Origin of the sequence: Nocardia rhizosphaerae (genome assembly GCF_042650365.1) — a bacterium.
In the GTDB taxonomy this organism is placed as follows: Bacteria; Actinomycetota; Actinomycetes; order Mycobacteriales; family Mycobacteriaceae; genus Nocardia; species Nocardia rhizosphaerae.
In genome coordinates this window covers 122,557-146,088 of record NZ_JBHSBA010000005.1, presented here as the reverse complement: position 1 = coordinate 146,088, position 23,532 = coordinate 122,557, and the positions used below count along the sequence as shown (strand labels likewise).

At 68.5% G+C, this 23,532-nt stretch carries 19 protein-coding genes; 12 read left to right on the top strand and 7 right to left on the bottom strand.

The window, feature by feature from the left end:
- Positions 1–49 precede the first annotated feature (49 nt).
- Complete coding sequence (locus ACFOW8_RS10320; RefSeq protein ID WP_378549181.1) at positions 50–1,021, top strand: DUF389 domain-containing protein; 972 nt, start codon at positions 50–52, stop codon at positions 1,019–1,021.
- A gap of 60 nt (positions 1,022–1,081) precedes the next feature.
- Here ACFOW8_RS10320 and ACFOW8_RS10315 read toward each other — a convergent pair whose 3' ends face one another.
- Positions 1,082–1,444, bottom strand: a complete 363-nt coding sequence (locus tag ACFOW8_RS10315) for an SHOCT domain-containing protein (RefSeq protein WP_378549178.1) — start codon at positions 1,442–1,444, stop codon at positions 1,082–1,084.
- 12 nt (positions 1,445–1,456) lie between these two features.
- On the bottom strand, positions 1,457–1,888 hold the full coding sequence (locus ACFOW8_RS10310) for a DUF6325 family protein (protein ID WP_378549175.1): 432 nt from the start codon (positions 1,886–1,888) through the stop codon (positions 1,457–1,459).
- Between the two features lie 296 nt (positions 1,889–2,184).
- On the opposite strand from ACFOW8_RS10310, the gene ACFOW8_RS10305 reads away from it, so the two are divergent.
- From ACFOW8_RS10305 to ACFOW8_RS10285, 5 genes are all read left to right on the top strand, one after another.
- Positions 2,185–3,840 carry a SulP family inorganic anion transporter gene (locus tag ACFOW8_RS10305; protein WP_378549172.1) on the top strand — a complete coding sequence of 552 codons (1,656 nt, stop codon included), beginning with the start codon at positions 2,185–2,187 and terminating at the stop codon, positions 3,838–3,840.
- A gap of 1 nt (position 3,841) precedes the next feature.
- The gene (locus ACFOW8_RS10300) at positions 3,842–4,201 is read left to right on the top strand and encodes a GAP family protein (RefSeq protein ID WP_378549169.1); all 360 of its coding nucleotides are present in this window, start codon (positions 3,842–3,844) and stop codon (positions 4,199–4,201) included.
- Between the two features lie 278 nt (positions 4,202–4,479).
- The gene (locus ACFOW8_RS10295; protein WP_378549166.1) at positions 4,480–5,139 is read left to right on the top strand and encodes a GAP family protein; all 660 of its coding nucleotides are present in this window, start codon (positions 4,480–4,482) and stop codon (positions 5,137–5,139) included.
- 13 nt (positions 5,140–5,152) lie between these two features.
- Entirely contained in the window at positions 5,153–6,832 is a 1,680-nt protein-coding gene (locus tag ACFOW8_RS10290) for a SulP family inorganic anion transporter (RefSeq protein ID WP_378549163.1), read from the top strand.
- Between the two features lie 27 nt (positions 6,833–6,859).
- Positions 6,860–7,480, top strand: a complete 621-nt coding sequence (locus ACFOW8_RS10285; protein WP_378549161.1) for a DUF4203 domain-containing protein — start codon at positions 6,860–6,862, stop codon at positions 7,478–7,480.
- Here ACFOW8_RS10285 and ACFOW8_RS10280 read toward each other — a convergent pair whose 3' ends face one another.
- Positions 7,481–8,095 carry a TetR/AcrR family transcriptional regulator gene (locus ACFOW8_RS10280; protein WP_378549158.1) on the bottom strand — a complete coding sequence of 205 codons (615 nt, stop codon included), beginning with the start codon at positions 8,093–8,095 and terminating at the stop codon, positions 7,481–7,483.
- 115 nt (positions 8,096–8,210) lie between these two features.
- Between ACFOW8_RS10280 and ACFOW8_RS10275 the strand changes: the two genes are divergently transcribed.
- The 6 genes from ACFOW8_RS10275 to ACFOW8_RS10250 all read left to right on the top strand — a co-directional run bounded on the left by ACFOW8_RS10275 (position 8,211) and on the right by ACFOW8_RS10250 (position 15,987).
- Complete coding sequence (locus ACFOW8_RS10275; RefSeq protein ID WP_378549155.1) at positions 8,211–9,581, top strand: flavin-containing monooxygenase; 1,371 nt, start codon at positions 8,211–8,213, stop codon at positions 9,579–9,581.
- Positions 9,582–9,645: 64 nt separating this feature from the next.
- The gene (locus tag ACFOW8_RS10270; RefSeq protein ID WP_378549152.1) at positions 9,646–10,788 is read left to right on the top strand and encodes a serine hydrolase domain-containing protein; all 1,143 of its coding nucleotides are present in this window, start codon (positions 9,646–9,648) and stop codon (positions 10,786–10,788) included.
- Complete coding sequence (locus ACFOW8_RS10265) at positions 10,788–11,828, top strand: NAD(P)-dependent alcohol dehydrogenase (RefSeq protein ID WP_378549149.1); 1,041 nt, start codon at positions 10,788–10,790, stop codon at positions 11,826–11,828. The genes ACFOW8_RS10270 and ACFOW8_RS10265 overlap by 1 nt, the downstream gene beginning before the upstream one ends.
- A gap of 11 nt (positions 11,829–11,839) precedes the next feature.
- Positions 11,840–13,480 (top strand): class I adenylate-forming enzyme family protein, encoded by a 1,641-nt coding sequence (locus ACFOW8_RS10260; protein ID WP_378549146.1) that lies wholly within the window; start codon positions 11,840–11,842, stop codon positions 13,478–13,480.
- A 16-nt stretch (positions 13,481–13,496) separates the two neighbouring features.
- Positions 13,497–15,236 carry an N-acyl-D-amino-acid deacylase family protein gene (locus tag ACFOW8_RS10255; RefSeq protein WP_378549144.1) on the top strand — a complete coding sequence of 580 codons (1,740 nt, stop codon included), beginning with the start codon at positions 13,497–13,499 and terminating at the stop codon, positions 15,234–15,236.
- A 412-nt stretch (positions 15,237–15,648) separates the two neighbouring features.
- Positions 15,649–15,987, top strand: a complete 339-nt coding sequence (locus ACFOW8_RS10250; protein WP_378549141.1) for a hypothetical protein — start codon at positions 15,649–15,651, stop codon at positions 15,985–15,987.
- Between the two features lie 389 nt (positions 15,988–16,376).
- On the opposite strand, the gene narI is transcribed toward ACFOW8_RS10250, so the two are convergent.
- The 4 genes from narI to ACFOW8_RS10230 form a co-directional block, all read right to left on the bottom strand.
- Positions 16,377–17,132: a respiratory nitrate reductase subunit gamma gene (narI, locus tag ACFOW8_RS10245; RefSeq protein WP_378549138.1), complete on the bottom strand. Its 756-nt coding sequence runs from the start codon at positions 17,130–17,132 to the stop codon at positions 16,377–16,379.
- On the bottom strand, positions 17,129–17,809 hold the full coding sequence (gene narJ, locus ACFOW8_RS10240; RefSeq protein WP_378549135.1) for a nitrate reductase molybdenum cofactor assembly chaperone: 681 nt from the start codon (positions 17,807–17,809) through the stop codon (positions 17,129–17,131). The genes narI and narJ overlap by 4 nt, the downstream gene beginning before the upstream one ends.
- Before the next feature lie 214 nt (positions 17,810–18,023).
- Positions 18,024–19,715 carry a nitrate reductase subunit beta gene (gene narH / locus ACFOW8_RS10235; protein WP_378550685.1) on the bottom strand — a complete coding sequence of 564 codons (1,692 nt, stop codon included), beginning with the start codon at positions 19,713–19,715 and terminating at the stop codon, positions 18,024–18,026.
- An 11-nt stretch (positions 19,716–19,726) separates the two neighbouring features.
- Complete coding sequence (locus tag ACFOW8_RS10230) at positions 19,727–23,437, bottom strand: nitrate reductase subunit alpha (protein ID WP_378549132.1); 3,711 nt, start codon at positions 23,435–23,437, stop codon at positions 19,727–19,729.
- Between the last annotated feature and the right edge of the window lie 95 nt (positions 23,438–23,532).

Genomic DNA, 23,532 nt, shown 5'->3' with positions numbered 1-23,532 from the left:
CGGGCGGCCGGTACCGCGTTCGCGAGCCCGCTCTCCGGAAGGACACCCGATGCTCGGATTCCTGGTTCCCGACCAGCAGCGTCGCACGCTAGACGAGCTCACCGACAAGCTGGACCTGTCCGTCGGTGATGTGACGGCGAAACGCTCCGCGTTCTGGATCATGCTGGTGCTCTCGGCGGTCATCGCGATCTCCGGCGTCGTCGGCGACTCCACCGCCACCGTGATCGGCGCGATGATCGTCGCGCCGCTGTCGGTGCCGATCCTCGGTGTCGCGCTCGGTGTGGTCACCGGCCGGGCACCGCTGGTCGGACGCAGCCTGATCTTGGTGCTGGCAGGCATTCTGGTCGTCGTCGCACTCGGCTTCGTCTTCGCGCAGGTGCTGCCGAATCCGGTCAATGTGTTATCGAACGGGCAGGTCCTCGGCCGCACCTCACCGAAACTGATGGATCTCACCGCGGCGCTGGCCACGGGGCTCGTTGCGGCGGTGGCCATCACCCGCCGCGACGTCGGTGACGTACTGCCCGGCGTGGCGATCGCTATCTCGTTGGTGCCGCCGCTCGGCGTGGTCGGGGTGTGTCTCGGTTCGGGTGCGCCCTCGCTCGCGCTCGGCGCCTTCGTGCTGTTCGCCTCCAATGTGGTGGCGATGATCATCACGGTGACCGCGGTGCTGCTCATCGCGGGCTACGCGCGGGAGGCCGAGGCGTCGGGTGCCCGGCGGGGTCGCGCGTACCTGGTGCTCGGCATCGCGCTCGTGCTGGTGGCGATCCCGATGGTGATCAACTCGCTGTCGAGCCTGTGGGCCAGGCAGATCGCCGATGTGACCGAGGACTGGTTGGGTGACGCGCCGGGCGCGCAGGTCATCGATGTCTCGCTGCACAGCGACACGGCCACGATCTCGGTGCTCGGCCCGCAGCAGCTGCCACCGGTGGACGAGTTGCAGCGAGCCGTGAACGATGTCGTGCCGTTCGACCCGAGGGTGGTCGTCGTGCACACGGTCGGAGCCAGACTTCAGGGTGAGTAGTGCCGCAACGCAGCGCGCCGCCGGACAGGTCCGGCGGCGCGCTGCGTTTTCGTAACCGGCTCAGCCGAGCAACTGCGCCTTCGCCGCCGCGAACTCCGCATCGGAAAGCGCACCGGCCGAGTGCAATTCGCTCAGCTGCTTCAGCTTCTCGACCATGTCCACCGGCGCGGCGGCCTGCGGTGTGGCAGCGGGCGGCTGCGCGTACGCGGCCTGCTGTTGCGCGGCTTGCTGGGCCGCTTGCTGCGCGTAGGCCTGCTGCTGGGCCGCCTGCTGGTCGGCATAGGCCTGCTGCTGCGCCGAGTGGCGGGCGGCCCGATTGTTGATCGCGTTGGAGGTCGCGGTCGCGGTGCCGGCGACCACCGCCGTCCGCGCCACCGTCCCGAGGAGTCCCGGCCGCCCGATGCGGCCCCGTCGTAGCGGCATGTCTGCTCCTTCCTAGGCCGTCGCCGCGGCGGACACCGCGGCCTCGACGACATCTCGCGGCACCGCCACCTGCATGGCGACCTCGCCCTCGACCCCGCGCACCGCCGAGGCCAGGCGCACCGCCCAGGTCTGCTCGAACGCCAGGATCAGGGCACTACTGCCCGGCACCAGCGATGCGCGCACGACCTCGACATCGGAGTCGCTGACGAGGTCGATATCGGCGGCGGTGAGCCCGGTGTGACCGACCTCGGTCACGTCGTCATCGATCTCGGACTCGGTGACATTGCCCGCCTCGTCCATCGTGAGTACCACCATGTCGAGCAAGGTCACCAGCCCGTTGCCGACGATCTCGGCGATCGCGTCGGTGACGGACACGTCGATGGAGGTGCCGGGGAAGGCGAGGACGACGAATTCGACCGGGCCGAGTACAGGTGTTGATCCCATGGGGTGATGGTGCGCTGATCTCCCGCGCGCCGCCTCATCCGATTCGGGTGAAGACCGAGGCCGGCGATCATCCGAGCCCGCGCTCCCGGTTCCGCGCGCCGGGCGGCGACGGCGCCATCGGGGCCGCGTCGAGTGTGCGCGCCCGTCGGCGGATCGGTCGCGGGCTTCCGGCGGCCGCGTGACCGGAACGCCCGTCGCGGGGCATCGACCTCACCCGGTTCGGATGATGCGCGGCGTCCCACCGGATTGCGATGATCGCCGGACCCGGACCCTTCCACCGGCCCGAAGGAGCGTGCATGCGTAACCCATTCGCGGGCCAGCGCATGACCAAAGCAGATGTGGTAGCCGGGGTTCCCGGCGCGATCGGCGGAGTCCCCGATGGGATGGCGGCGGGCCTGCTGGCGGGGGTGAGTCCCGTGCACGGGCTCTACGCGAGTCTGGCCGGGCGCTTCTTCGGCGGCATCGGTACGAGCACCCGGTTGATGGTGATCACCACGACCTCCGCGTCGGCACTGGCGGCGGGGTCGGTGCTCACCGAGGTCGCGCCCGAGCAGCGGTCGGCGGCGATGGTGGTGCTCACCCTGCTCGCCGGCATCGCCATGCTCGTCGCAGGCGCGCTGCGGCTCGGCCGGTACACCCGGTTCGTCTCCCATTCGGTGATGACCGGATTCCTGCTCGGTGTCGCGGCGAACATCGTGTTCGGGCAGCTGCCGGTGCTGGTCGGGGCGCCGTCGGAAGGCTCGGTGGCGGCGCTGAAGGCGCTGCACGTGATCACGCATCCACGGCAGATCCACTGGCCATCGGCGCTGGTCGGTGCGCTCGCCGTGGTCCTGCTCCTGGTCGTCGCGCGCACCAGGTTCCGGACCGTCGCCTCGCTGGCCGGGCTCATCGTGCCCGCGGCGGTGGTGATCGGGCTCGGCTGGGATCAGGTGGCGACGGTCTCGGACGCGGGAGAGATCCCCAGGGGCTTCCCGGTGCCCCAGATGCCGGAGCTCAGTCTGCTGTCGCCGTCGCTGATCGCCGGGGCGCTCGCGGTGACCGTCATCGTGCTGGTGCAGGGTGCGGGCGTGGCCGAGTCCTCGCCCAATCCGGACGGATTCCGGGCGAAGACCGACCGTGACTTCCGGGCTCAGGGCATCGGCAATGTCTTCTCCGCCCTGTTCCGTGGCATGCCGGTGGGCGGCTCGCTGGGCCAGACCGCGATCAATGTGACCTCCGGTGCGCGCACCCGGTGGGCGGCGATGTGGTCGGGATTGTGGATCCTGGTGATCCTGGTTCTGCTCAGCGGGGTGGTCGGCCGGGTGCCGATGCCGACGCTCGCGGCGATCCTCATCGTCGCCGCCGTCGGCTCGATGAATATCGACCAGATCGTCGCCATCTGGAGCAGCGGCAACATCTCCCGTGTCGCGCTCGGGGTCACCTTCGTCGCGACCCTGGTGCTGCCGGTGACCTCGGCGGTCGGGGTGGGTGTCGGGGTGTCGCTGCTGATGCAGATGAACCAGGAGGCGATGGATCTGCGGGTGGTGCGATTGCGGGTGCAGGGGGAGTATCTGGTCGAATCGCCTGCCCCGAAACGGCTGACCGACAACGAGATCGTCATCCTGGACGTGTACGGCAGCCTGTTCTACGCGGGCGCGCGCACGCTGCAGTCCCAGCTGCCCGACCCCACCGGCGCCACCAACTGCGTCGTCATCCTGCGGCTGCGCGGCCGCACCACCGCCAGTTCCACCTTCCTGCACATCGTCGCCGATTACGCACGCAGGCTGGACGCGGTGGGCGGGCGCCTCTACCTCAGCGGGGTCGCCCCGCAGATCCGCTCGGTATGGACAGATGAGCTGCTCGAGAGTCAGGGCATCAAGATCGAGTTCTTCCCGGCGTCGAGCACCGTCGGCGAGTCGACCCTGTCGGCCTACGCCGACGCCGAGATCCGCGTCGACGAGCGGAGGAGCTGACATGGGTGGGCTGCTGGCCGAACTCGAATCGGCGGGCCCGCGCAAGGCCTTCGCGCTCGGCGTGGTGCTCGGCGTGCTCAACCCGAACCTGTTCATCATGCTGGCCGGGATGAGCGTGATCTCGAGTTCGGCGGTCAGCGTCGGCGCGGCCCTGCTCGCCATCCTCGTACTGCTGATCGCGGCCATTGCCGACTTCCTGATCCCCATCGGGCTTTTCGTCGTCTTCGGCGCGCGTGCCGAACGCAGGCTCGTGGCACTGGAGACCTGGATGCTCGGCCACAGCCGCGCCTTGACCCTGGGGGTGCTGCTCGGTTTCGGCACCCTGTTCGCGGTGCGTGGCATCGTCAACCCGGTGAGCTGATGCGGGTTCGGGACACCGGCGCGGTCGATGACGGGCGCCTCGGTGCCGGCTGTCGCATCCGCACGACAGGTCGGGCCACACGCAGGAGATGATCGAGACCCCGCATGCCCGCGTTGCCGGGCGAAAGACTGGCGGACACTGCGACGAGAACGATCCGCTCCTTCGGAGATTCGCACCTCATCCGAATGGGATGAATCCGGAGGCAGCCGCCGTCGGGCACGTCGATCTCATCCAGAAGGTGTGAGGTACGGACGGTCCGCTGTTTCTACCGTCATGGCATGGGACCCGTGCTCGGCGATCTGCTTCCGCTCGCGGTCGGTGTGGCGATCTCGCCGATACCGATCGTGGCGGCGATTCTGATGATCCTGTCCAAGAACGCGGGCGGCGCGGCGAAGGGATTCGCCGCGGGGTGGGTCGCGGGCATCCTGGCGGTGACCGTGGTGGTGACGCTGATCGCCGGATCACTGAGCGGCGGCGACGACAAGGAGCCGTCGGCGGCGGTGTCGTGGATCAAAATCGTGGTCGGGGCCGGGCTGATCGTGCTCGCGGCCACACAGTGGAGTGCGCGTTCCGACACCGAGATCCCGCCCTGGATGCGGGCGGTCGACACGCTCACCACGGTGAAGGCGACCGGGCTCGGCGCGCTGCTGTCGGGGGTGAACCCGAAGAACCTCCTGCTGTGTGTGTCGGCGGGCCTGACGATCGGCGGGGCCGGGCTCGGCGCGGGCGGCGCGATCACCGCGATCGTGGTGTTCACCCTGCTCGCCTCGCTCACCGTGCTCGCGGTGGTGCTCGGCTATCTCGTCGCCGCCGACCGGCTCGGCCCGGCGCTGAACTCACTGCGCACGTGGCTGCAGGACAACAACCACGCGGTGATGGCGATCGTGCTGGTGGTGATGGGTGCGGTGGTGCTCGGCAAGGGGATCGGCGGACTGTAGGAGGAGCACGACGATGGCGGTCCCGATCTTCGAATCCCTGCGCGGCTACCAGCGCGGCTGGATCAGGCCGGATGTGCTCGCCGGCCTGACGGTATGGGCGGTGCTGGTGCCGGAGGGCCTGGCCTACGCCTCGATCGCCGGGGTGCCGCCGGTCGTCGGCCTCTACGCGGCGGTGCCATCGCTGGTGCTCTACGCGCTGGCGGGCAGTTCGCGGCATCTGATCGTCGCGCCCATGTCGGCGACGGCGGCGCTGTCCGCGGCGATCATCGCGCCGCTGGCCGGTGCGGACGGCGGCAAATACCTCGCACTGTCCACCGCCTTGGCGGTCGCCACCGGGATCGCCGGGCTGGTGGCCGGCCTGATCCGGCTCGGCTTCGCCGCGTCGTTCATCTCCGAGCCGGTGCTCAAGGGATTCATTGTCGGCCTGGCCTTGACCATCATCATCGGGCAGGTACCCAAGCTGCTCGGCGTCGACAAGCACGAGGGCGATTTCTTCGACCAGGCCTGGGGTGTGCTCGGCGAACTCGGCGACGCCCACTGGCGAACCCTGCTGATCGGCGTGGTGAGCCTGGCCGTCGTGCTCGCGGTGAAACGCTGGCTGCCGTTGGTACCGGGGTCGCTACTGGCCGTGGTGCTCGGTATCCTGGCCGTGCAGATCTTCGGCCTCGACGACAAGGGCGTCGCGATCGTGGGGCACATCGACGCCGGGCTGCCCGCCGTCGGGCTGCCGTCCGGCGTCGGCTTCCACGACTACCTGGACCTGCTCGGCCCGGCGTGCGGCGTGCTGCTGATCGGCTTCGCCGAGGGGCTCGGTGCGGCGAAGACCTATGCGGCGAAGGCGGGTTACCGCATCGACCCCAACCGGGAGCTGATCGGGCTCGGCGCCGCCAATCTGGGGGCGGGACTCGGGTCGGGCATGGTCGTCAACGGCAGCCTGTCCAAGACCGCCGTCAATGGTGGTGCGGGCGCAAAGACCCAGGTCAGCGGCCTGGTGGTGGCCGCGCTGACCCTACTCACCCTGCTGTTCCTGACCGGCCTGTTCGAGAAACTTCCCGAAGCCACGCTCGCCGCCGTGGTCATCGCCGCGGTCATCGAACTGGTGGACTTCACTGCGTTGCGTCGGCTCTACCGCGTCTGGTCCCAACTGCTCGGCAGTATCTACGGTGCCGCCGCGCGCGCCGACTTCCTCGGCGCGATGGCCGCCATGTTCGGTGTCCTGCTGTTCGATACCCTGCCCGGTCTGCTGATCGGTATCGGGGTGGCGATCCTGCTGCTGGTCTATCGCGCCTCCCAGCCGCATGTCGCGGCACTGGCCAAGAGCGGCCCGCTCTGGGTGGACCGGACCAGGCACCCCGACCTGCCCGCCCGACCGGACCTGCTTGTGGTGCGTGTCGAATCCGGGCTGTTCTTCGCCAACGCCGACTACGTGCGCGAACGGATCGAGGAACTGTGCACCGACGCGACCCGCGTGGTCGTCCTCGACGCCGAGACCTCACCGACGATCGATGTCACCGCCGCCTCGGCCCTGCTCGCCCTGCGCAAGGACCTTGCGCACCGCCGCATCGACTTCCGGATCGCTCGCTCGGTGGCCCAGTTCGGGGACGAACTCGGATCCGCCGTCGAGGGTGCCACCCCGATCGGTGTCTACCCGACCGTGGCCGCCGCCACCGCCGACCTGCCCGCCCAACCCTGATCACGCTCGACCCTGGAAAGGAGTGCCATGAACGGCATCATCGTCGCGGTGGTCGGAGTCCTGCTGTGCTTCTACGGCATTCGCTCGGTCCATCTCGGCATCCTGGCGATCGGCTTCGGCCTCGGCTGGCTGATCGCCGACCTGTTCAACGCCTCGTTCTGGTGGCTGCTGCTGATCGGCCTGATCGGCGCGATCTCGTCGTGGGTGGTGACCTCGCTGGTGTTCCGCTTCGCGTCCTATTTCATCGGCGGCCTCACCGGCGCCATGATCGGCACCAAGCTGGCTACCGTGCTCCAGCCGGGCGACAAGAACATCGCGCTGAGCATGATCGTCGCGCTCGCGGTGTGCGTGGCGGGCGCCTTCCTGGCACAGAAGTTCCGCGCCCGCGCCCTGTTGTGGCTCACCTCCATCGGCGGCGCCAGCATGGTGCTCAGCGGTCTCGGCCGGATGGGCGATTCGCTGCATTTCCTGCGCGACCCGGAACCTGGTGTGCAGCAGGTCACCTCGACGCTGGCGTGGGTCGGGCTCTCGGTCCTCGGCTGGATCACCCAGCGGCACCTGTTCGCCGAGAAGCTCGGCATCGAACGTCTCGCCGACGACGACAAGATCGACCAGCGCAAACGCAACGGCGGCTGGCCGACCCGCTGATCACGGCGCCTGCAGCGCGGGGAACCAGACGTCGGTGAGCACGGCGGCGGCCTGTTCGGCCGAGACGTCGATGGTGCCCTGCATGGCCCAGCGGGTGAAGAACCGTTCGAGCTGGGCGACGAGCAGTTCGATGCGCAGGCGGGCCTCGTCGCGGCGGTGTTCGGGCCAGCGGGCGAGGTAGGCGGGCATGGTATCGGCGAGGGTCATGATGCCCTCGCGGGCGACGGCGCGGAACTCCGGCTCGAGCGCGGTCGCCTCGTCCCAGGCGGGCAGCATGTCCTTGTTGGTGAAGAACCAATCGATCGCGCGGGACATCCACTCCGCGAACGCTTCCCGCGAGCCGGTGGTGAGCACCCGGTCCAGGTCGGCGTAGAACTCGCGCACGCTGGTGAGGGTGCCCTCGTTGGCGATGGCCCGCAGCACCTCGCCCTTGCTGGTGAAGTGCAGGTAGAAGGTGGCGCGGCTGCAGCCGACGGCGGCGGCGATGTCGTCGACCCGGACATCGGAGTAGCCCTGCGTCTCGAACAGGGTGCGCGCGGTCTCGACGATCCTGGCCCTGGTGAGGCGCTTCTGTTCTTCGCGCAGCGAGCCACGGCGGGTCGGTTCGGACGTCATGAAACTCATCTTAGATGATTCGACTATTCACTAGACACCATGTCCAGCGAGTCGCTATCCTGTGTTCCAGGTCACCACGGGTCATCGATGATCCTGGGACATTCAGGAGTTGTGCATGAATTCACGCGAGCTACCCCGCGTCTGCGTCATCGGCGCCGGACCATCGGGAATCACCGTCGCCAAAAGGCTGGCCGAATACGGGATCCCGTTCGACTGCTACGAAGCCTCCGACGAGGTGGGCGGCAACTGGTACTACAAGAACCCCAACGGCATGTCGGCGTGCTACCAGAGCCTGCACATCGACACCTCCAAGTACCGCCTGCAATTCGAGGACTTCCCCGCACCCGCGGACTGGCCCGACTTCCCGCACCACGCCCAACTGCTGCAGTACTTCAAGGACTACGTCGACCATTTCGGCCTGCGTGACCGGATCCGGTTCAACAGCCTGGTCACCGCCGCCGAGCGCGACGACGACGGGCTGTGGCGGGTGAGCACCGCGACCGGCACCGAGACCTACGACGCGCTGATCGTGTGCAACGGCCACCACTGGAACCCCCGATTCCCGGACTACCCAGGCGAATTCGACGGCATACTGATGCACAGCCACGCCTACAACGACCCCTTCGACCCGATCGACATGCGCGGCAAGCGGGTCGTCGTGGTCGGCATGGGCAATTCCGGCCTCGATATCGCCTCGGAGCTGTCGCAGCGTTTCCTCGCGTCGAAACTGTTCGTCTCCGCGCGCCGCGGGGTGTGGGTGCTGCCCAAGTACGTGCAGGGTCGCGTCGGGGACCGGGCCTCGGTCCCGCGGTGGATTCCGCCGAAGGTCGCGCTCAAACTCAAGCAGCGTTTCGTTCGCAAGAACCGTGGCGAGATGTCGAACTACGGGCTGCCGACCCCCGATCATGAGCCGTTCGAGGCCCACCCGTCGGCGAGCGAGGAATTCCTGCACCGCGCGGGCTGTGGCGACGTGGCATGCAAACCGGCGATCGCCCGGCTCGACGGTGACACCGTGCATTTCGCCGACGGCAGCAGCGAACAGATCGACGTGATCGTCTGCGCCACCGGCTACCACATCAGCTTCCCGTTCTTCACCGACCCGGAGCTGGCACCCGACGCGAACAACCGGTTCCCGCTGTTCCAGCTGATGCACAAGCCGGGCGTGGACAATCTGTTCTATCTCGGTCTGGCCCAGCCGATGCCGACGCTGGTCAATTTCGCCGAGCAGCAGAGCAAGCTGGTCGCCGCCTATCTCACCGGCCGCTACCACTTGCCGCCGCGCGACCGGATCGACGAGGTGCTCGCCGCGCAGGAAGCCAAACGCGCTGGGCGCTACTACGATTCGCCCCGCCACACCATCCAGACCGAGTTCGAGCCGTACGTGCGGGCACTGACCAAGGAAATGGCGCGAGGCGCGAAACGTGCCGCTGCCGCGGGCAACAGCTTGCCGGTGCCCGCCCGCGCGGCGGAGGGGGTGTCGCGATGAGCGAGCGAATCAGGTGCGGGCGTGCATCGCGCATGCCGTGGCCGAGCACAGGCGAGGTGACGGCATGAGCGTTTCCTCGGGCCTGTGCCACGACGACTTCGCGGCCGTGCGCGCGGCGTTCGACCAACACCTCGGCTCCGGCGCGGAACTCGGTGCGGCACTGTGTGTCACGGTCGACGGTGATCCCGTGGTCGACCTGTGGGGTGGCTACGCCGATCCGGCCCGGAGCGTACCGTGGCGGGCCGACACCCTGGTCGATGTCTTCTCGGTGACCAAGACGATGACAGCGCTGTGCGCGCTGCTGCTGGTCGAGCGCGGCGACCTCGACGTCGACCAGCGGGTGGCCCACTACTGGCCCGAATTCGCCGCCAACGGCAAGGACGCCATCGAGGTCCGCCATTTGCTCGCGCACACCTCCGGGGTCTCGGGCTGGGAGAAGCCGATCGAACTCGCCGACATCTACGACGCCGAGGCGGCGGCGGCCCGGCTGGCGACCCAGGCCCCGTGGTGGGAACCCGGCACCGCCTCGGGCTATCACGCCATCAACTACGGTCACCTCGTCGGTGAACTGGTGCGCCGGATCGACGGCCGCTCGCTCGGCCGCTTCTTCGCCGAGGAGCTGGCCGTCCCACTCGGCGCCGACTTCCACATCGGCACCGGCCCCGAGCACGCCGACCGGATCGCCACCCTCGTCCCGCCGGAACTGCCCGAATTCGACCTCGGCGCCCTCGACCAGGACAGCGTGCTGATCAAGACCCTGACCAGCCCGTGGCTCGATGTCGCCGAGACCGCGACGCCCCAGTGGCGGGCGGCCGAGATCGGCGGCACCAACGGTCACGGCAATGCCAGGTCGGTGGCGCGTGTCCAGTCGGTGATCGCCAACGGCGGTGAACTCGGTGGCCGGAAGTTCCTTTCGCCCAGCACGATCGAGCTCATCTTCCGCGAGCAGGCCGACGGGATCGATCTCGCGCTGCTCTCCCCGCTGCGCTTCGGCATCGGCTACGGCCTGCCACGGCCGCAGACCTTCCCGCACATCCCCGACGGCCGGGTCTGCTGGTGGGCGGGCTACGGCGGCGCGATGGTGGTCAACGACCTGGATCGCCGGATCACCTTCGCCTACACCATGAATCGCATGGCCACCGGCCTGATCGGCTCCGACCGCTGCGACTCCTACCTCAGGGCCACCTTCGAGGGGGTGCGCCGATGATGCGCGCCGTGCAACTGACCGCCCCCGGCACCCTGGAACTGCGCACCGTGCCTGTCCCCGAGATCGGGCCCGGCGAGCTGTTGCTCCGGGTCGGCGCGGCGGGCATCTGCCATTCGGACTCCTATGTCCTCGGTTTGCCCTTCCCGGTGAGCGAGCGCCCCCTCACCCTCGGCCACGAGATCGCGGGCACCATCGAGGCGGTCGGCGCCGAGGCCGGTGACCTGCGGCCCGGCGAGCGCGGCATCGTGTACCTGTGCTGGTCGTGCGGGTCCTGCCGGGAATGCCTGCGCGGCAACGAGAATGTATGCCTGGCCGCCGGGCGCACCGCCATGCCGCCGTGTCCCGGTCTCGGTCCCGACGGCGGGATGGCCGAGTATGTGCGGATTCCCGCGCGCTCCTTCGTCCCGATCGGTGAGCTGGACTTCGCGCAGGCCGCACCGCTGGCCGACGCCGCGCTCACCCCGATGCACGCCATCCGTGGCGCCATGGAACAGCTGTGGCCGGGTGCGACCGCCGTCGCCATCGGCATCGGCGGTCTCGGGCATGTCGCGGTCCAGCTGCTGAAGGCGCTCACCGAGACCACGGTCATCGCGGTCGACGTGGACCCGGCCAAACTCGCGCTGGCCACCGCGTGCGGCGCCGACCTGACCCTGGCCGCCGACGACGGCACCGCCGCCGCGATCCTGGACCACACCGGTGGGCGCGGTGCCGAAGCGGTGTTCGACTTCGTCGGCTCCGACGCCACCGCGACCCTCGCCGTCCAGAGCGTCGCGCCCAATGGTGCCTACCGGATGGTCGGCCTAGCGGGCGGGGTGCCGGGCATCGACTCCGGCCCGGCAGGCGGGCCTGGCCTGCCGTGGGGCGCGACCGTCCGAAAGTCGTACGGCGGCACCAGAACCAACCTGATCGATGCGGTGGCGCTGGCTACCGCGGGCCGGGTGCGCGCCGAGATCGAATGCTTCGACCTCGCCGACGCCCGCACCGCCTTCGACCGACTCGACTCCGGCGCGATCCGTGGCCGCGCCGTCCTCATCCCCTGATGGAGCAGAACATGACCGACCCGCAGGACTTCGTGGCCCAGGTAGCCGCCGGACTCACCGCGCCCGGCGCGCCGTTCGAACTCACCGTGGAACCGGTGCTCGGCGTGCCGATCCCGGTGCTGGCCGACCGCTACCGCAGCCTGCGTGAGCTGCTCGAGCACTCACTGCGCTGGGGCGACCGCGACTACCTGGTCACCGAGGACCGGCGCATCTCCTTCACCGAGCACGCTGCCGCAGCGGGTGCGCTGGCCACCGCGCTGGCGGCTCGCTACGGCGTCGGCAAGGGCGACCGGGTCGGCATCCTCGCCGCCAACGGCCCGGACTGGGTCATCACTTTCTGGGCCGCGCAGTGCCTCGGTGCGATCCCGGTGGGCTACAACGCCTGGTGGGCGGCACCGGAAATCGCCTACGGACTCGAACACACCACCCCCAAAGTCGTCGTCGCCGACGCGAAGCGTGCCGGGCTGCCGGCCGACACCGACATCCCGGTGCTCACCATGGACGGTGACCTGCCCGCGCTGATCGCCGAATTCGACGGCGGCCCCATCCCGAGCACCCCGGTAGCCGAAGACGATCCGGCCGTCATCCTCTACACCAGCGGCACCAGCGGCAGGCCCAAAGGTGTGGTGCATTCGCAGCGGAACATGGTGGCGGTCAGCGACTATCACCGGTTCACCGATGCCATGCTCGCCGCCTTCACTGGTCAGCAGCCGAGTGATGCTCCGAGCGATCGCCGCTACCTGGTCACCGCGCCGCTGTTCCACATCGCCAGCCTGCACAATCTCGTGGTGCCGCGCCTGCGCACCGGCGCCGCCGCGGTGTTCCCGCACGGCGCGTTCGACGTGGGCCGGGTGCTGAGCCTGATCGAACGTGAGCGGGTCACCAACTGGGCGGCCGTGCCGACCATGGCCTCGCGGCTACTGGAATACGATGTCGCCGAGCACGATCTGTCCTCGCTGACGGCGCTGTCGCTGAACTCCGCGCCCACCGCGCCGGCGCTGCTCGCCGCCCTGCGCGCCAAGATCCCGGCGCTGCAGTTCTCGCTCACCACCAGCTACGGGCTCACCGAGAGCGGCACCGCGGCCACGGTCGCGACCCCGCTCGACCTGGCCGCCGACGATGCCTCCGTCGGCAGGGCCATCTTCGGTGTCGAGATCCGGATCCGCGACATCGACGGCACCGTCGTCCCCGACGGTGAGGAAGGCGAGATCTGCATCCGCAGCCCCTACGTGATGCTCGGCTACTGGCACGACGAGACCGCGACCAAGGCGGTCATCGACGACGAACGCTGGTTGCGCTCAGGCGATTTCGGCACGTTGCGCGACGGCAGGCTCACCGTTTCCGGCAGGCGCACCGACCTGATCCTGCGCGGCGGTGAGAACGTGTATCCCACCGAGATCGAGAACGTGCTCACCGAGCATCCCGGTGTTCTCGAATGCGCGGTGTTCGGTGTCGACCACCCGGATCTCGGTCAGGAGGTGGCGGCGGTGGTCGTCGCCGACTACCCGGGCACGGTGGACGCCGAGGAGCTGCGCGCCTATCTCGCCGCCCGCCTCGCTCACTTCAAGGTGCCCGCCCGCTGGCGGATCACTTCGGACATGCTGCCGCGCAACGCGACAGGTAAAGTCACGCGACGCGAGCTCGCGCTGTAAGAGGGGTCGGAAAGCTATGTTCGACAGCATCATCAAGGGCGGCCGGTGGTTCGACGGCACCGGCGCCCCATCCGCGATCCGTCACCTCGGCCTGCGCGACGGCAGGGTCGCTGAGGTCTCGCAGACCCCGCTCGACGAAACCGGCTGCCCCAGGGTGATCGACGCGACCGGCAAGTGGGTCATGCCCGGCATGATCGACATCCACACCCACTACGACGTGGAGGTCCTGCTCGACCCGGCGCTGTCGGAGTCGGTGCGCCACGGTGTCACCACGGTGCTGTTCGGCTCGTGCTCGCTGTCGACCGTGCACGTCGACGGCGAGGTGGCGGGCGATCTGTTCGGCCGGGTCGAGGCGATTCCGCGCGAGTACGTGGTGAGCGCGGTGGAGACGAAGAAGTCGTGGACCAATGCCGCCGAGTACGTCGACGCGCTCGAACAGCTGCCGCTCGGACCCAACCTGGCCGCCTTCATCGGGCACTCCGATATCCGCTCCGCGGTAATGGGCCTGGATCGCGCCACCCGCAAGGAGGTGAAGCCGACCGCGGCCGAACTCGCCGAGATCGAACGCATGCTCGTCGAGGCACTCGACGCCGGTTTCGTCGGCATGTCCTCCCAGCAGCTGATGTTCGACAAGCTCGACGGCGTGGTCTGCCGGTCGCGCACCCTGCCCTCCACCTACGCGAAAAGCAAAGAACGCCACCGGCTCAACACCCTCCTGCGCAACCGAAACCGGGCGCTCCAGGGCGGCCCCGACATCGGCAGCCCGACAAGTCTGGTTTCCATGGCGCTCTCCAGCACCGGCCTGTTCCGCAAACCGCTCAAGGTGAGCTTGCTGTCGGCGGCTGATGTGAAGGCGGTGCCGGGCGCGGCCAAGATGTTCCCCGCTGTCGGCAAGATCATCAACGGGCTGCGCGGCAACTTCCGCTGGCAGCATCTGCCCGTCCCGTTCGAGGTGTACTCCGACGGCATCGCCCTACCGGTGTTCGAGGAATTCGGTTCCGGCGCCGCCGCTTTGCACCTGTCCGATCAGATCGAGCAGCAGCGTCACCTGTTGCAGGACGAGGAGTACCGGCGTTCCTTCCGCAAGGACTACGACAACAAGTACGGCCCACGCGCCTGGCACCGCGACTTCTTCGACGCCGATATCGTGGCCTGCCCAGACGAGTCGGTCATCGGCAAGACCTTCGGCCAGGTCGGTGTGGATCGCGGCGGCCTGCACCCGGTCGATGCGTTCCTCGACCTCGTCGTCGAGCACGGCGACAAGCTGCGCTGGCGCACCACCATCTCCAATCACCGGCCCGAAGTCGCCGACGTCCTCGCCGCCGATCCGTCGGTGCAGGTCGGTTTCTCCGACGCGGGCGCGCACCTGCGCAATATGGCCTTCTACAATTTCGGGCTGCGGTTGCTGCGCCGGGTCAACGACGCGCAGCGCGAGGATCGGCCGTTCCTCACCGTCGAGCGGGCGGTGCACCGGCTCACCGGAGAACTCGCCGACTGGTACGGCCTCGACACCGGCCACCTTCGGGTCGGCGACCGCGCCGACGTCGCGGTCATCGATCCGGCCTACCTGGACGAATCCCTCGATGCCTACGCCGAGCACCCGATCGAGGTGTTCGGCAACCTGTCACGGATGGTCAACCGCAACGACGACACCGTCACCGCCGTCTTCGTCAACGGCCGCTACGTCTTCGGTGCCGGCAAGGCGGACCCGGCACTCGGCACCGAACGGGTCGGCAGCTTCTTGCGCGCGAGCTGACCACGGCCCCTGCACCGGAGCCGACGACGGTGCTGGGCGTGAGCCTGGTGGCGAGATGCCCGTGTGCGAACTGGCGCGTGGTGCTGCGCGGCAGACCTGGGCGCGGTGTTGTGTGCGAATTGGGGAGTGGTGCTGCACGCGGGACCTGGGCACGGTGCTGAGTGCGGGCTGGGTGGCGAGGTGCCGTGCGCGAGTCGGGTGCGGTGCTGCGTAGTAGCCGGGCACGGTGCTGGGTGCGGGCTGAGTGGCGAGGTGCCGTGCGCGAGTCGGGTGCGGTGCTGCGTAGTAGCCGGGCACGGTGCTGTGTGTGCTAGCTGGGCACAGGCCGGTGCGCACTACTCGCGGATCCGTCTGCCAGGCTCGTCTATGTCCCCGGCGGTCACCGGACCGCCGCTTGCCGGAGAGGAACGCCATGCCGGACCCGAAGGAGATCACCTGGGGCAAACCGCGCCGCCCCAAAGACGCCGACCGCGACGCCCTGCGCGCGGACCTGCTCGCCAAGGCGAAAGCGGTGCGCGCCAACGGCTGGGCCGACTTTCGCGATACCTGGCCGGTCGGCCGAGTCGCGGTGGTCGCCTACCTCCTGAACGACACCGACGTCCTCACCGACCTGGAGGAAACCGAGGCCACCGTCCTGTCCCGCACCGCCGCCGACCTCTTCGGCTTCACCGCAGGCCGCAAAGACAACGAAAAGGGCCTCCCCGACACCCAAACCTGGTTCGCCACCCTCCGCAAGCAACTGGGCACCTGATCACCACGCCGCTATGGCGGTACTCCGGCGCGGATCCTTACCTGGGAGCGTGGTGATCAGCTGACCAGGTTGGTGCGCTGATGGCCATACCATCGGCCCGCCGCCGGGCATCGGGAAGTCGGCCTGGGTCGGCTGGACGGCAATGGCCTGGCTCGGCCATGACCAGGGCCGGGCAGGCGGTACGTGCGCGAGAGTGCGGTCGGGTTCGGCTCGCGCCGGCGACCCGGCTACGCCGAGGGGCGCGGTCCTGGCTCGGCACAGGAACTACGGCTGGTCCGCCGGACGACTGCGGCGTCGCCTGGCCCGTGACTCCGGCCCCGGGAGCGGAGATGGGCTCGACCTTGGGCCGAGCCGAGACTCGGCACCCGCGTTCAGCTGGGTATCAGCGACTACCAGCGGTCAGGCGTGACAGGGGCGTCCCACGCCTTGGCGAAGCGGGTCTTGTCCTTGAGATCGACTTCCTTGCGGCGGTAGACGATGTAGGGCCGGGTCAGGTAGCCGATGGGAGCGCTGAACATGTGCACGAGGCGGGTGTACGGCCAGGCCGCCACCAGCACCAGCACCACCAGACCGTGCAACTGGAAGGTCCACGGCACGCCGACCATCAGGCCGGGTTCCGGGCTGATGGTGAACAGGCTGCGGAACCACGGCGACACGGTGGTGCGGTAGTTGTAGGTGCCCCAGAGCAGGTTCGAGCCCCAGGTGTTGAGCAGGCCGGTCACCAGGGCCAGGGTCAGCAGCGTGTACATCAGCACGTCGTTGCGGCTGGTGGCCTTGCGCACCGACGGCACCACGATGCGCCGATAGCACAGGATCGCCACCCCGGCCACGACCATCAGGCCCGCGATCGATCCGGCGCCGACGGCGAGCAGATGGTAGGCGTGTTCGGAGATCCCGACCGCGCTCGTCCACGACTGCGGGATCAGCAGACCCATCACGTGCCCGCCGAACACCCCGAGCATGCCGAAATGGAACAGCGGGCTACCCAGCCGCAGCATCCGCGACTCGTAGATCTGCGAGGACCGGGTGGTCCACCCGAACTGGTCGAATCGGTACCGCCACACGTGGCCGAGCACGAACGAGGTCGCGGCGATATAGGGCAGGATCAGCCAGAGCCCCTCGGGGAGTGGGATGGTGGCGTTCATCGGCGGCCTTCCGTGGCGTCGAACAGGGAGGGGTCCATGGCGAAGGGCTCGAGCCCGACCTCCTCCTCGGGCGGGCCCTGCGCGGCGAGTTCGGCGATGCGCCGCCGGTCGGCGGTGGTCACCGGCGGCAGCGTGGCCAGTACCGCCGCCAGCACGTCGCTGTAGGGAGAGTCGTTGTCGCCCAGAGACAGTCGCAGTAGCTCGAGTACCGGCACGTGCTCGCCGAGCAGGCGTTCGCCGCCGATCGGGTCGACGGTGGCGGCGAATTCCAGCAGCACCGGCAGATGGTCGGGCAGTTCCTCGTCGCCGAGTTCCACACCGGCCTGGCGGTAGGCGTGCTTGAAACGCAGCAGCGCCATGCCGCGTTTGCGGGTGTCGCCGTAGGCGTAGAACGTCAGGTGCAAGCTGGCTCTGCGCCGCATATCGAAGGTCTCGACATAGGACTGAGCCACCTCGATCGACGGAGTGTCGCGCAGGTAGGCGAGCACGGCGTCGAAGTGCGTGCGGACATGCTCGGGCAGCTCTGCCGCCGCTCCCGAGATCTGGTCGAGCAGCGACAACGTCCGCTCGCCCGGGTAATCGAGCAGTAGCGCCGCCAGCCGCCAGACGACGCGACGGTCGTGCTCGGCCAAGGCGAGCACCGGCTGCGGCCGCTTGCGAATCGTGAGCAGGTTCATCGCGCTCCTCCCACGCTCGACGCCGCTGCCACAGCGGCCGATCGCAGCATGTCGGCGTCGGTGGCTGATGGCGCTGCCGCATCCAGGGGCCGCAGGCCGGCGCATCCGCGATGGTCGCGCACCGTGCTCCGGTGTGGTCCGGCGGACCGGTTACCTCGATCGGCGGTGTCGTACGACGTGGCGGTGCAGGCGGGGTGGGCCGGTTGTCGGTGACTCATGGCGTGACTCCGCTGACGGCGGAATCGGTGGTGGCGGCGCCGTTGCCGCCACCACCGGGGCCGGCGCCGTTGCCGTTGTGCCCATTGCCGTTTCCGTTCGTGGCTGCTGTCGGTACCAGGCCGCTGGTGGAGCGTCCGTCCCAGTTGAGCAGATTGATCCGGCCCGACTTCTCTTCGGGCGCGGCCTGATTCGTGTCGGCCAGTGAGAACTTCTCGACAACCTGGTCGAACGCGGTCATGCCCGGCCCGCCGTCGGTGTCCAGGCTGCATCCGGTGGCCAGCGAATCCAGTTCGTGCGCGCGGGATGTCGCGCCGGAGGGGATCACGTAGCGGTGCTCGTACTTGGCGATGGCCAGCAGCCGGTACATGGCCTCGATCTCCTCGGGCTCGAGCCCGATCGATGGCGCGATGCCGGGCTCGGGTTCCTCTCCGAGGTTGACCGAGCGCATGAACGCGCGCATCCCGGCCAGCCGTTGCAGAGCGGCGCGCACCGGCCCGATCTCCCCGGCCGTGAACAGCTCGGCCAGGTATTCGATCGGGATGCGCAGCGCGTCGATGGCGCCGAACAGGTTTCCCGCGTCCTCGCCGTCGTGGCCGGTCTCGGTGAGCACATCCACCACCGGCGACAGCGGCGGCACATACCAGACCATCGGCATGGTGCGGTACTCCGGGTGCAGCGGCAGCGCCAGCTGGTAGTCCACGATCAGTTTGTAGACCGGCGAATCCTGCGCGGCCTGAATCCATTCCGGCGAGATGCCGGCCTTCTCGGCCTCGGCGATCACGCGCGGATCGTGCGGGTTCAGGAACACACCGAGCTGTGACGGGTAGAGGTCCTTGTCGTCGGTGACCGAGGCCGCTTCCTGGACCGCGTCGGCGTCGTAGAGCATCACGCCGATGTAACGCAGCCTGCCGACACAGGTCTCCGAGCACACGGTCGGGATGCCGACCTCAACGCGCGGGTAGCAGAAGGTGCACTTCTCCGCCTTGCCCGTCTTGTGATTGAAGTAGATCTTCTTGTACGGGCAGCCGGTGATGCACTGGCGCCAGCCGCGGCACTTGTCCTGGTCGACCAGGACGATGCCGTCCTCCTCGCGCTTGTAGATCGCGCCGGACGGGCACGACGCCGCGCACGAGGGGTTGAGGCAGTGCTCGCAGATGCGCGGCAGGTAGAACATGAAGGTCTCTTCGAACTCCAGTTTCACCTTGTCTTCCAGCTTGCCGAGCAGCGGGTCCTTGCCCACCTGCTCCGGCCCGGAACCCAGGTCGTCGTCCCAGTTCGCGCCCCAGGTGACCTTGGTGTCCTCGCCGGTGATCAGCGACTTGGGCCGCGCCACCGGGGTGGTGTCCGACGGCGGGGAGGCCAGCAGGTTGTCGTAGTCGTAGCTCCACGGTTCGTAGTAGTCGGCGACCGTGGGCAGGTCCGGGTTGGCGAAGATGTTCATCAGGCGCTTGAACCGCGAGCCCGACTTCAGGGTGAGCTTGCCGCGCTTGTTCAGCGTCCAGCCGCCCTTCCACTTCTCCTGATCCTGGTACTGGCGCGGATACCCCTGGCCGGGACGGGTTTCCACATTGTTGAACCAGACGTACTCGGTGCCACCGCGATTGGTCCACGCCTGCTTGCAGGTCACCGAGCAGGTGTGGCAGCCGATGCACTTGTCCAGGTTCATGACCATGGCGAGCTGAGCCATTACGCGCATGATTAGTACTCCACGTTCTGGTTGCGGCGGCGAATGGTCGTGACCTCATCGCGCTGGTTTCCGGTCGGCCCGTGGTAGTTCAGGGCGAAGGACTGCTGGGCGTAGCCGCCGATCAGGTGCGACGGTTTGATCAGCACGCGGGTGAGCGCGTTGTGGATACCGCCGCGCTTGCCCTTGGCTTCCTTGGTGGTCTGCTCGGTGCCCTCGATGCGCGGCACGTCCACCGCGCGGTCCTGCGCGTGGTACATGAAGACCGTGCCCTCCGGCATGCGGTGCGAGACGATGGCGCGGGCGACGACGATGCCGTTGCGGTTGACCGCCTCGATCCAGTCGTTGTCGGCCACCCCGATCTTGGCCGCGTCGCGATCCGACATCCAGATCGTCTGCCCGCCGCGCGAGAGCGTGAGCATGTGCAGGTTGTCCTGGTAGGCCGAGTGGATCGACCACTTCGAGTGCGGCGTCAGGTACCGCACCGTCACCCCGCCACCGGTCACGTTGCCGATGGACGGCTCGGCGAACAGCGCGGTCATGTCCAGCGGCGGCCGGAAGATGGGCAGTTGCTCACCGAGCTCGATCATCCAGTCGTGGTCGAGGTAGAAGTGCTGGCGGCCGGTGAGGGTGTGCCACGGTTTGCGCCGCTCGACGTTGATGGTGAACGGCGAGTACCGGCGCCCGCCGCTCTCGCTGCCCGACCATTCCGGCGAGGTGATCACCGGCACCGGCCTGGCCTGCGTGTCGGCGAACGAGATCCGTTTGCCTTCCGCTTCTTTGGCGAGGTCGGCCAGCTCGGTGCCGGTGCGCCGCTCCAGCGCCTCGAAGCCTTCCACCGCCAGCCTGCCGTTGGTGGTGCCCGACAAGGCGAGGATCGCCTCGGCGGCGTGGGTGTCCTTGGCCAGCGAGGGCCGGCCCGCGGCGATGCCGGAGACGATGGTGCCGTTCTGCCCGGCCAGGTACTCGACTTCGGCGTCGGGATGGGTGGTGACGCCCTTGGTGGTCACGCCGAGGGTGTCGACCAGTGGGCCGAGCGCGGCCAGCTTCTCGGCGATCTTGGTGTAGTCGCGTTCGACCTCCACCAGCTTCGGCATGGTCTTGCCCGGAATCGGCTCGCACTCACCGGCTTTCCAGTCCAGCACCCGCCCGCCTGCCTGGGCCAGCGCGTCCGGGGAATCGTGCTGGAGCGGGACCGCGACGATGTCTTTGCGGGTGCCCAGATGCTTCTCGGCGAGCCAGGAGAACCCGCGGGCGATCCGGTGGAACGCCTCGAAGTCGGTCTTGGCTTCCCATGGCGGGGAGATCGCGGGAGAGAAGGCGTGCACGAACGGGTGCATGTCGGTGGAGGACAGGTCGTGCTTCTCGTACCAGGTGGCGGCGGGTAGCACGATATCGGCGAACAGCGTGGTGCTGGTCATGCGGAAGTCCAGCGCCAGCAGCAGATCCAGCTTGCCTTCGGCGCCCTCTTCGCGCCACTCCAGCTCCTGCGGGCGCACCCCGGTGGCATCGGTGGTCTGCAGATTGGAGCCGCAGCCGAGCAGGTGTTTCTGGAAGTACTCGTTGCCCTTGCCGGAGGAGCCGAGCAGGTTGGCCCGCCAGACGGTGAGCACGCGGGGGAAGTTCTCCGGCGCGTCGGGGTCCTCGCAGGCGAATCGCAGGTCACCGGACTTCAGCTGGGACACCACATGATTCGCCGCACTCTCACCCGCCGCTGCCGCCTCGTCGCTGAGGTCGAGCGGATTGCGGTTGAAGGTGGGATAGCTCGGCATCCAGCCGAGCCGGCTCGCCAAGGCGATGTTGTCGGCGGCGGTGCGCCCGGCGAACTTACCCTTGCCCAGCGGCGAGGCGAACGACTCGGAGGTGAACGGGTCGTAGCGCCACTGGTCGTTGGTCAGGTACCAGAACACCGTGCCCTGCATCTGGCGCGGCGGCCGCTGCCAGTCCGAGGCCGAGGCCAGCGTGGCCCACCCGGTCACCGGGCGGCACTTCTCCTGGCCCACATAGTGTGCCCAGCCGCCGCCGTTCTTGCCCTGGCAGCCGGTGAGCAGCGTCAGGGTGAAGAACGCGCGGTAGATCTGGTCGGAGTGGAACCAGTGGTTGGTGCCTGCGCCCATCAGGATCATCGACCGGCCACCGGAACGTTCGGCGTTGTCGGCGAACTCACGCCCGATCCGGGCGGCCTGCACGGCGGGCACGCCGGTGATCGCCTCCTGCCAGGCCGGAGTGTACGGCGATTCGGCGTCGTCGTAGCCCTTGGCCCACTCGCCTGGCAGTCCGTCGCGGCCGAGACCGTACTGGGCGAGCAGCAGGTCGAACACGGTTGTGACCCGCTTTCCCGCAATGGTTTTCGTCGGCACGCCACGCAGGATCGTGCCTGCCTTGTCGGTGTCGAACCGGGGCAGGGCAATGGTGGCGGGCGCCTCGGTGGAATGGCCGAGCAGAGTGAGCAGCGGGTCGACGCCGTCGAGGTTCAGGTTCCACTTGCCCGCGTCGGCTTCATTGAAGCGGTGTCCGAGGGAACCGCCGGGCACCACCGGGTTTCCGGCCTGATCCAGCAGCACCGGCTTGTGTTCGACGCCGTCGCCGGTGTGGCCGAGGTCGGCAGCGGTGAGGAACTTGCCCGGCAGAGCGCCGCCCTGATCCGCCGCCTCGTCGAGGCAGATCAGGAACGGCAGGTCGGTGTAGGACTTGATGTAGTCGAGGAACATCGGAGTCTGCTTCTGCAGGAAGAACTCCTTGAGCACCACGTGTCCCATGGCCATCGCCAGTGCGGCGTCGGTGCCGGGCCTCGCGGCCACCCACTCGTCGGCGAACTTGGTGTTGTCGGCGTAGTCGGGGGAGACCACGACGACCTTCTGGCCGCGATAGCGCGCCTCGGTCATGTAGTGCGCGTCGGGCGTGCGGGTCACCGGGACATTGGAACCCCACATGATCAGGTAGCCCGCGTCGAACCAGTCGGCCGACTCGGGCACGTCGGTCTGATCGCCGAAGACCTGCGGCGATGCCACCGGCAGGTCGGCGTACCAGTCGTAGAACGAGAGCATGTACCCGCCGAGCAGGGAGACGAACCGCGCGCCGGTGGCATGGCTGACCATCGACATCGCCGGGATCGGCGAGAACCCGGCCACCCGGTCCGGTCCGTACTGCTTGATCGTGTAGACGTGCGCGGCCGCGGCGATCTCGGCGGCCTCCCACCATTCGGCGCGCACGAACCCGCCCTTGCCGCGCGCGGCCTTGTAGGCCTTCGCCTTGGCCGGGTCCTCGACGATCGACTCCCAGGCCAGCACCGGGTCCTTGAGTTCGGCCTTGGCGCTGCGGTACAGGTCGAGCAGGGTGCCGCGCACGTACGGGTAGCGCACCCGTGCGGGGGAGTAGGTGTACCAGGAGAAGGAGGCGCCGCGGGGGCAGCCGCGCGGTTCGTACTCCGGCTTGTCCGACCCCACCGACGGGTAGTCGGTCTGCTGGGACTCCCAGGTGATCACGCCGTCCTTGACGTAGATCTTCCAGGAGCACGAGCCGGTGCAGTTCACGCCGTGCGTGGACCGCACCACCTTGTCGTGCGACCAGCGGTCCCGGTAGAAGGCGTCGGCGTCGCGGCCGCCGACCTTGTACACCGACCGGTGGTCGGGCGAGACCTCGCCGCGCTGAAAGTACTTACCGACATTCAGCAACGTGTCGCCGAAATCGGTGGGCGACGGACCATGAGTGCGCGAATTAACCACGACGCCCCCTTCGAGCTGTACATTCGGGCTGATAGCGGCCACTGTAAAGAGGCGAAGAGCATCGGCAAAACAGACTTTTCACATCCTTGTCGAGC

Bases quoted from the DNA above. Each gene is read 5' to 3' on its own strand.
- ACFOW8_RS10265 (WP_378549149.1), top strand. From the start codon at position 10,788: ATGCGCGCCGTGCAACTGACCGCCCCCGGCACCCTGGAACTGCGCACC.
- narJ (WP_378549135.1), bottom strand. From the start codon at position 17,809: ATGAACCTGCTCACGATTCGCAAGCGGCCGCAGCCGGTGCTCGCCTTG.
- ACFOW8_RS10295 (WP_378549166.1), top strand. From the start codon at position 4,480: ATGGGACCCGTGCTCGGCGATCTGCTTCCGCTCGCGGTCGGTGTGGCG.
- ACFOW8_RS10280 (WP_378549158.1), bottom strand. From the start codon at position 8,095: ATGACGTCCGAACCGACCCGCCGTGGCTCGCTGCGCGAAGAACAGAAG.
- ACFOW8_RS10320 (WP_378549181.1), top strand. From the start codon at position 50: ATGCTCGGATTCCTGGTTCCCGACCAGCAGCGTCGCACGCTAGACGAG.
- ACFOW8_RS10260 (WP_378549146.1), top strand. From the start codon at position 11,840: ATGACCGACCCGCAGGACTTCGTGGCCCAGGTAGCCGCCGGACTCACC.
- narH (WP_378550685.1), bottom strand. From the start codon at position 19,715: ATGGCTCAGCTCGCCATGGTCATGAACCTGGACAAGTGCATCGGCTGC.
- ACFOW8_RS10250 (WP_378549141.1), top strand. From the start codon at position 15,649: ATGCCGGACCCGAAGGAGATCACCTGGGGCAAACCGCGCCGCCCCAAA.
- ACFOW8_RS10290 (WP_378549163.1), top strand. From the start codon at position 5,153: ATGGCGGTCCCGATCTTCGAATCCCTGCGCGGCTACCAGCGCGGCTGG.
- ACFOW8_RS10275 (WP_378549155.1), top strand. From the start codon at position 8,211: ATGAATTCACGCGAGCTACCCCGCGTCTGCGTCATCGGCGCCGGACCA.
- ACFOW8_RS10310 (WP_378549175.1), bottom strand. From the start codon at position 1,888: ATGGGATCAACACCTGTACTCGGCCCGGTCGAATTCGTCGTCCTCGCC.
- ACFOW8_RS10305 (WP_378549172.1), top strand. From the start codon at position 2,185: ATGCGTAACCCATTCGCGGGCCAGCGCATGACCAAAGCAGATGTGGTA.
- ACFOW8_RS10285 (WP_378549161.1), top strand. From the start codon at position 6,860: ATGAACGGCATCATCGTCGCGGTGGTCGGAGTCCTGCTGTGCTTCTAC.
- ACFOW8_RS10255 (WP_378549144.1), top strand. From the start codon at position 13,497: ATGTTCGACAGCATCATCAAGGGCGGCCGGTGGTTCGACGGCACCGGC.
- ACFOW8_RS10315 (WP_378549178.1), bottom strand. From the start codon at position 1,444: ATGCCGCTACGACGGGGCCGCATCGGGCGGCCGGGACTCCTCGGGACG.
- narI (WP_378549138.1), bottom strand. From the start codon at position 17,132: ATGAACGCCACCATCCCACTCCCCGAGGGGCTCTGGCTGATCCTGCCC.
- ACFOW8_RS10270 (WP_378549152.1), top strand. From the start codon at position 9,646: ATGAGCGTTTCCTCGGGCCTGTGCCACGACGACTTCGCGGCCGTGCGC.
- ACFOW8_RS10300 (WP_378549169.1), top strand. From the start codon at position 3,842: ATGGGTGGGCTGCTGGCCGAACTCGAATCGGCGGGCCCGCGCAAGGCC.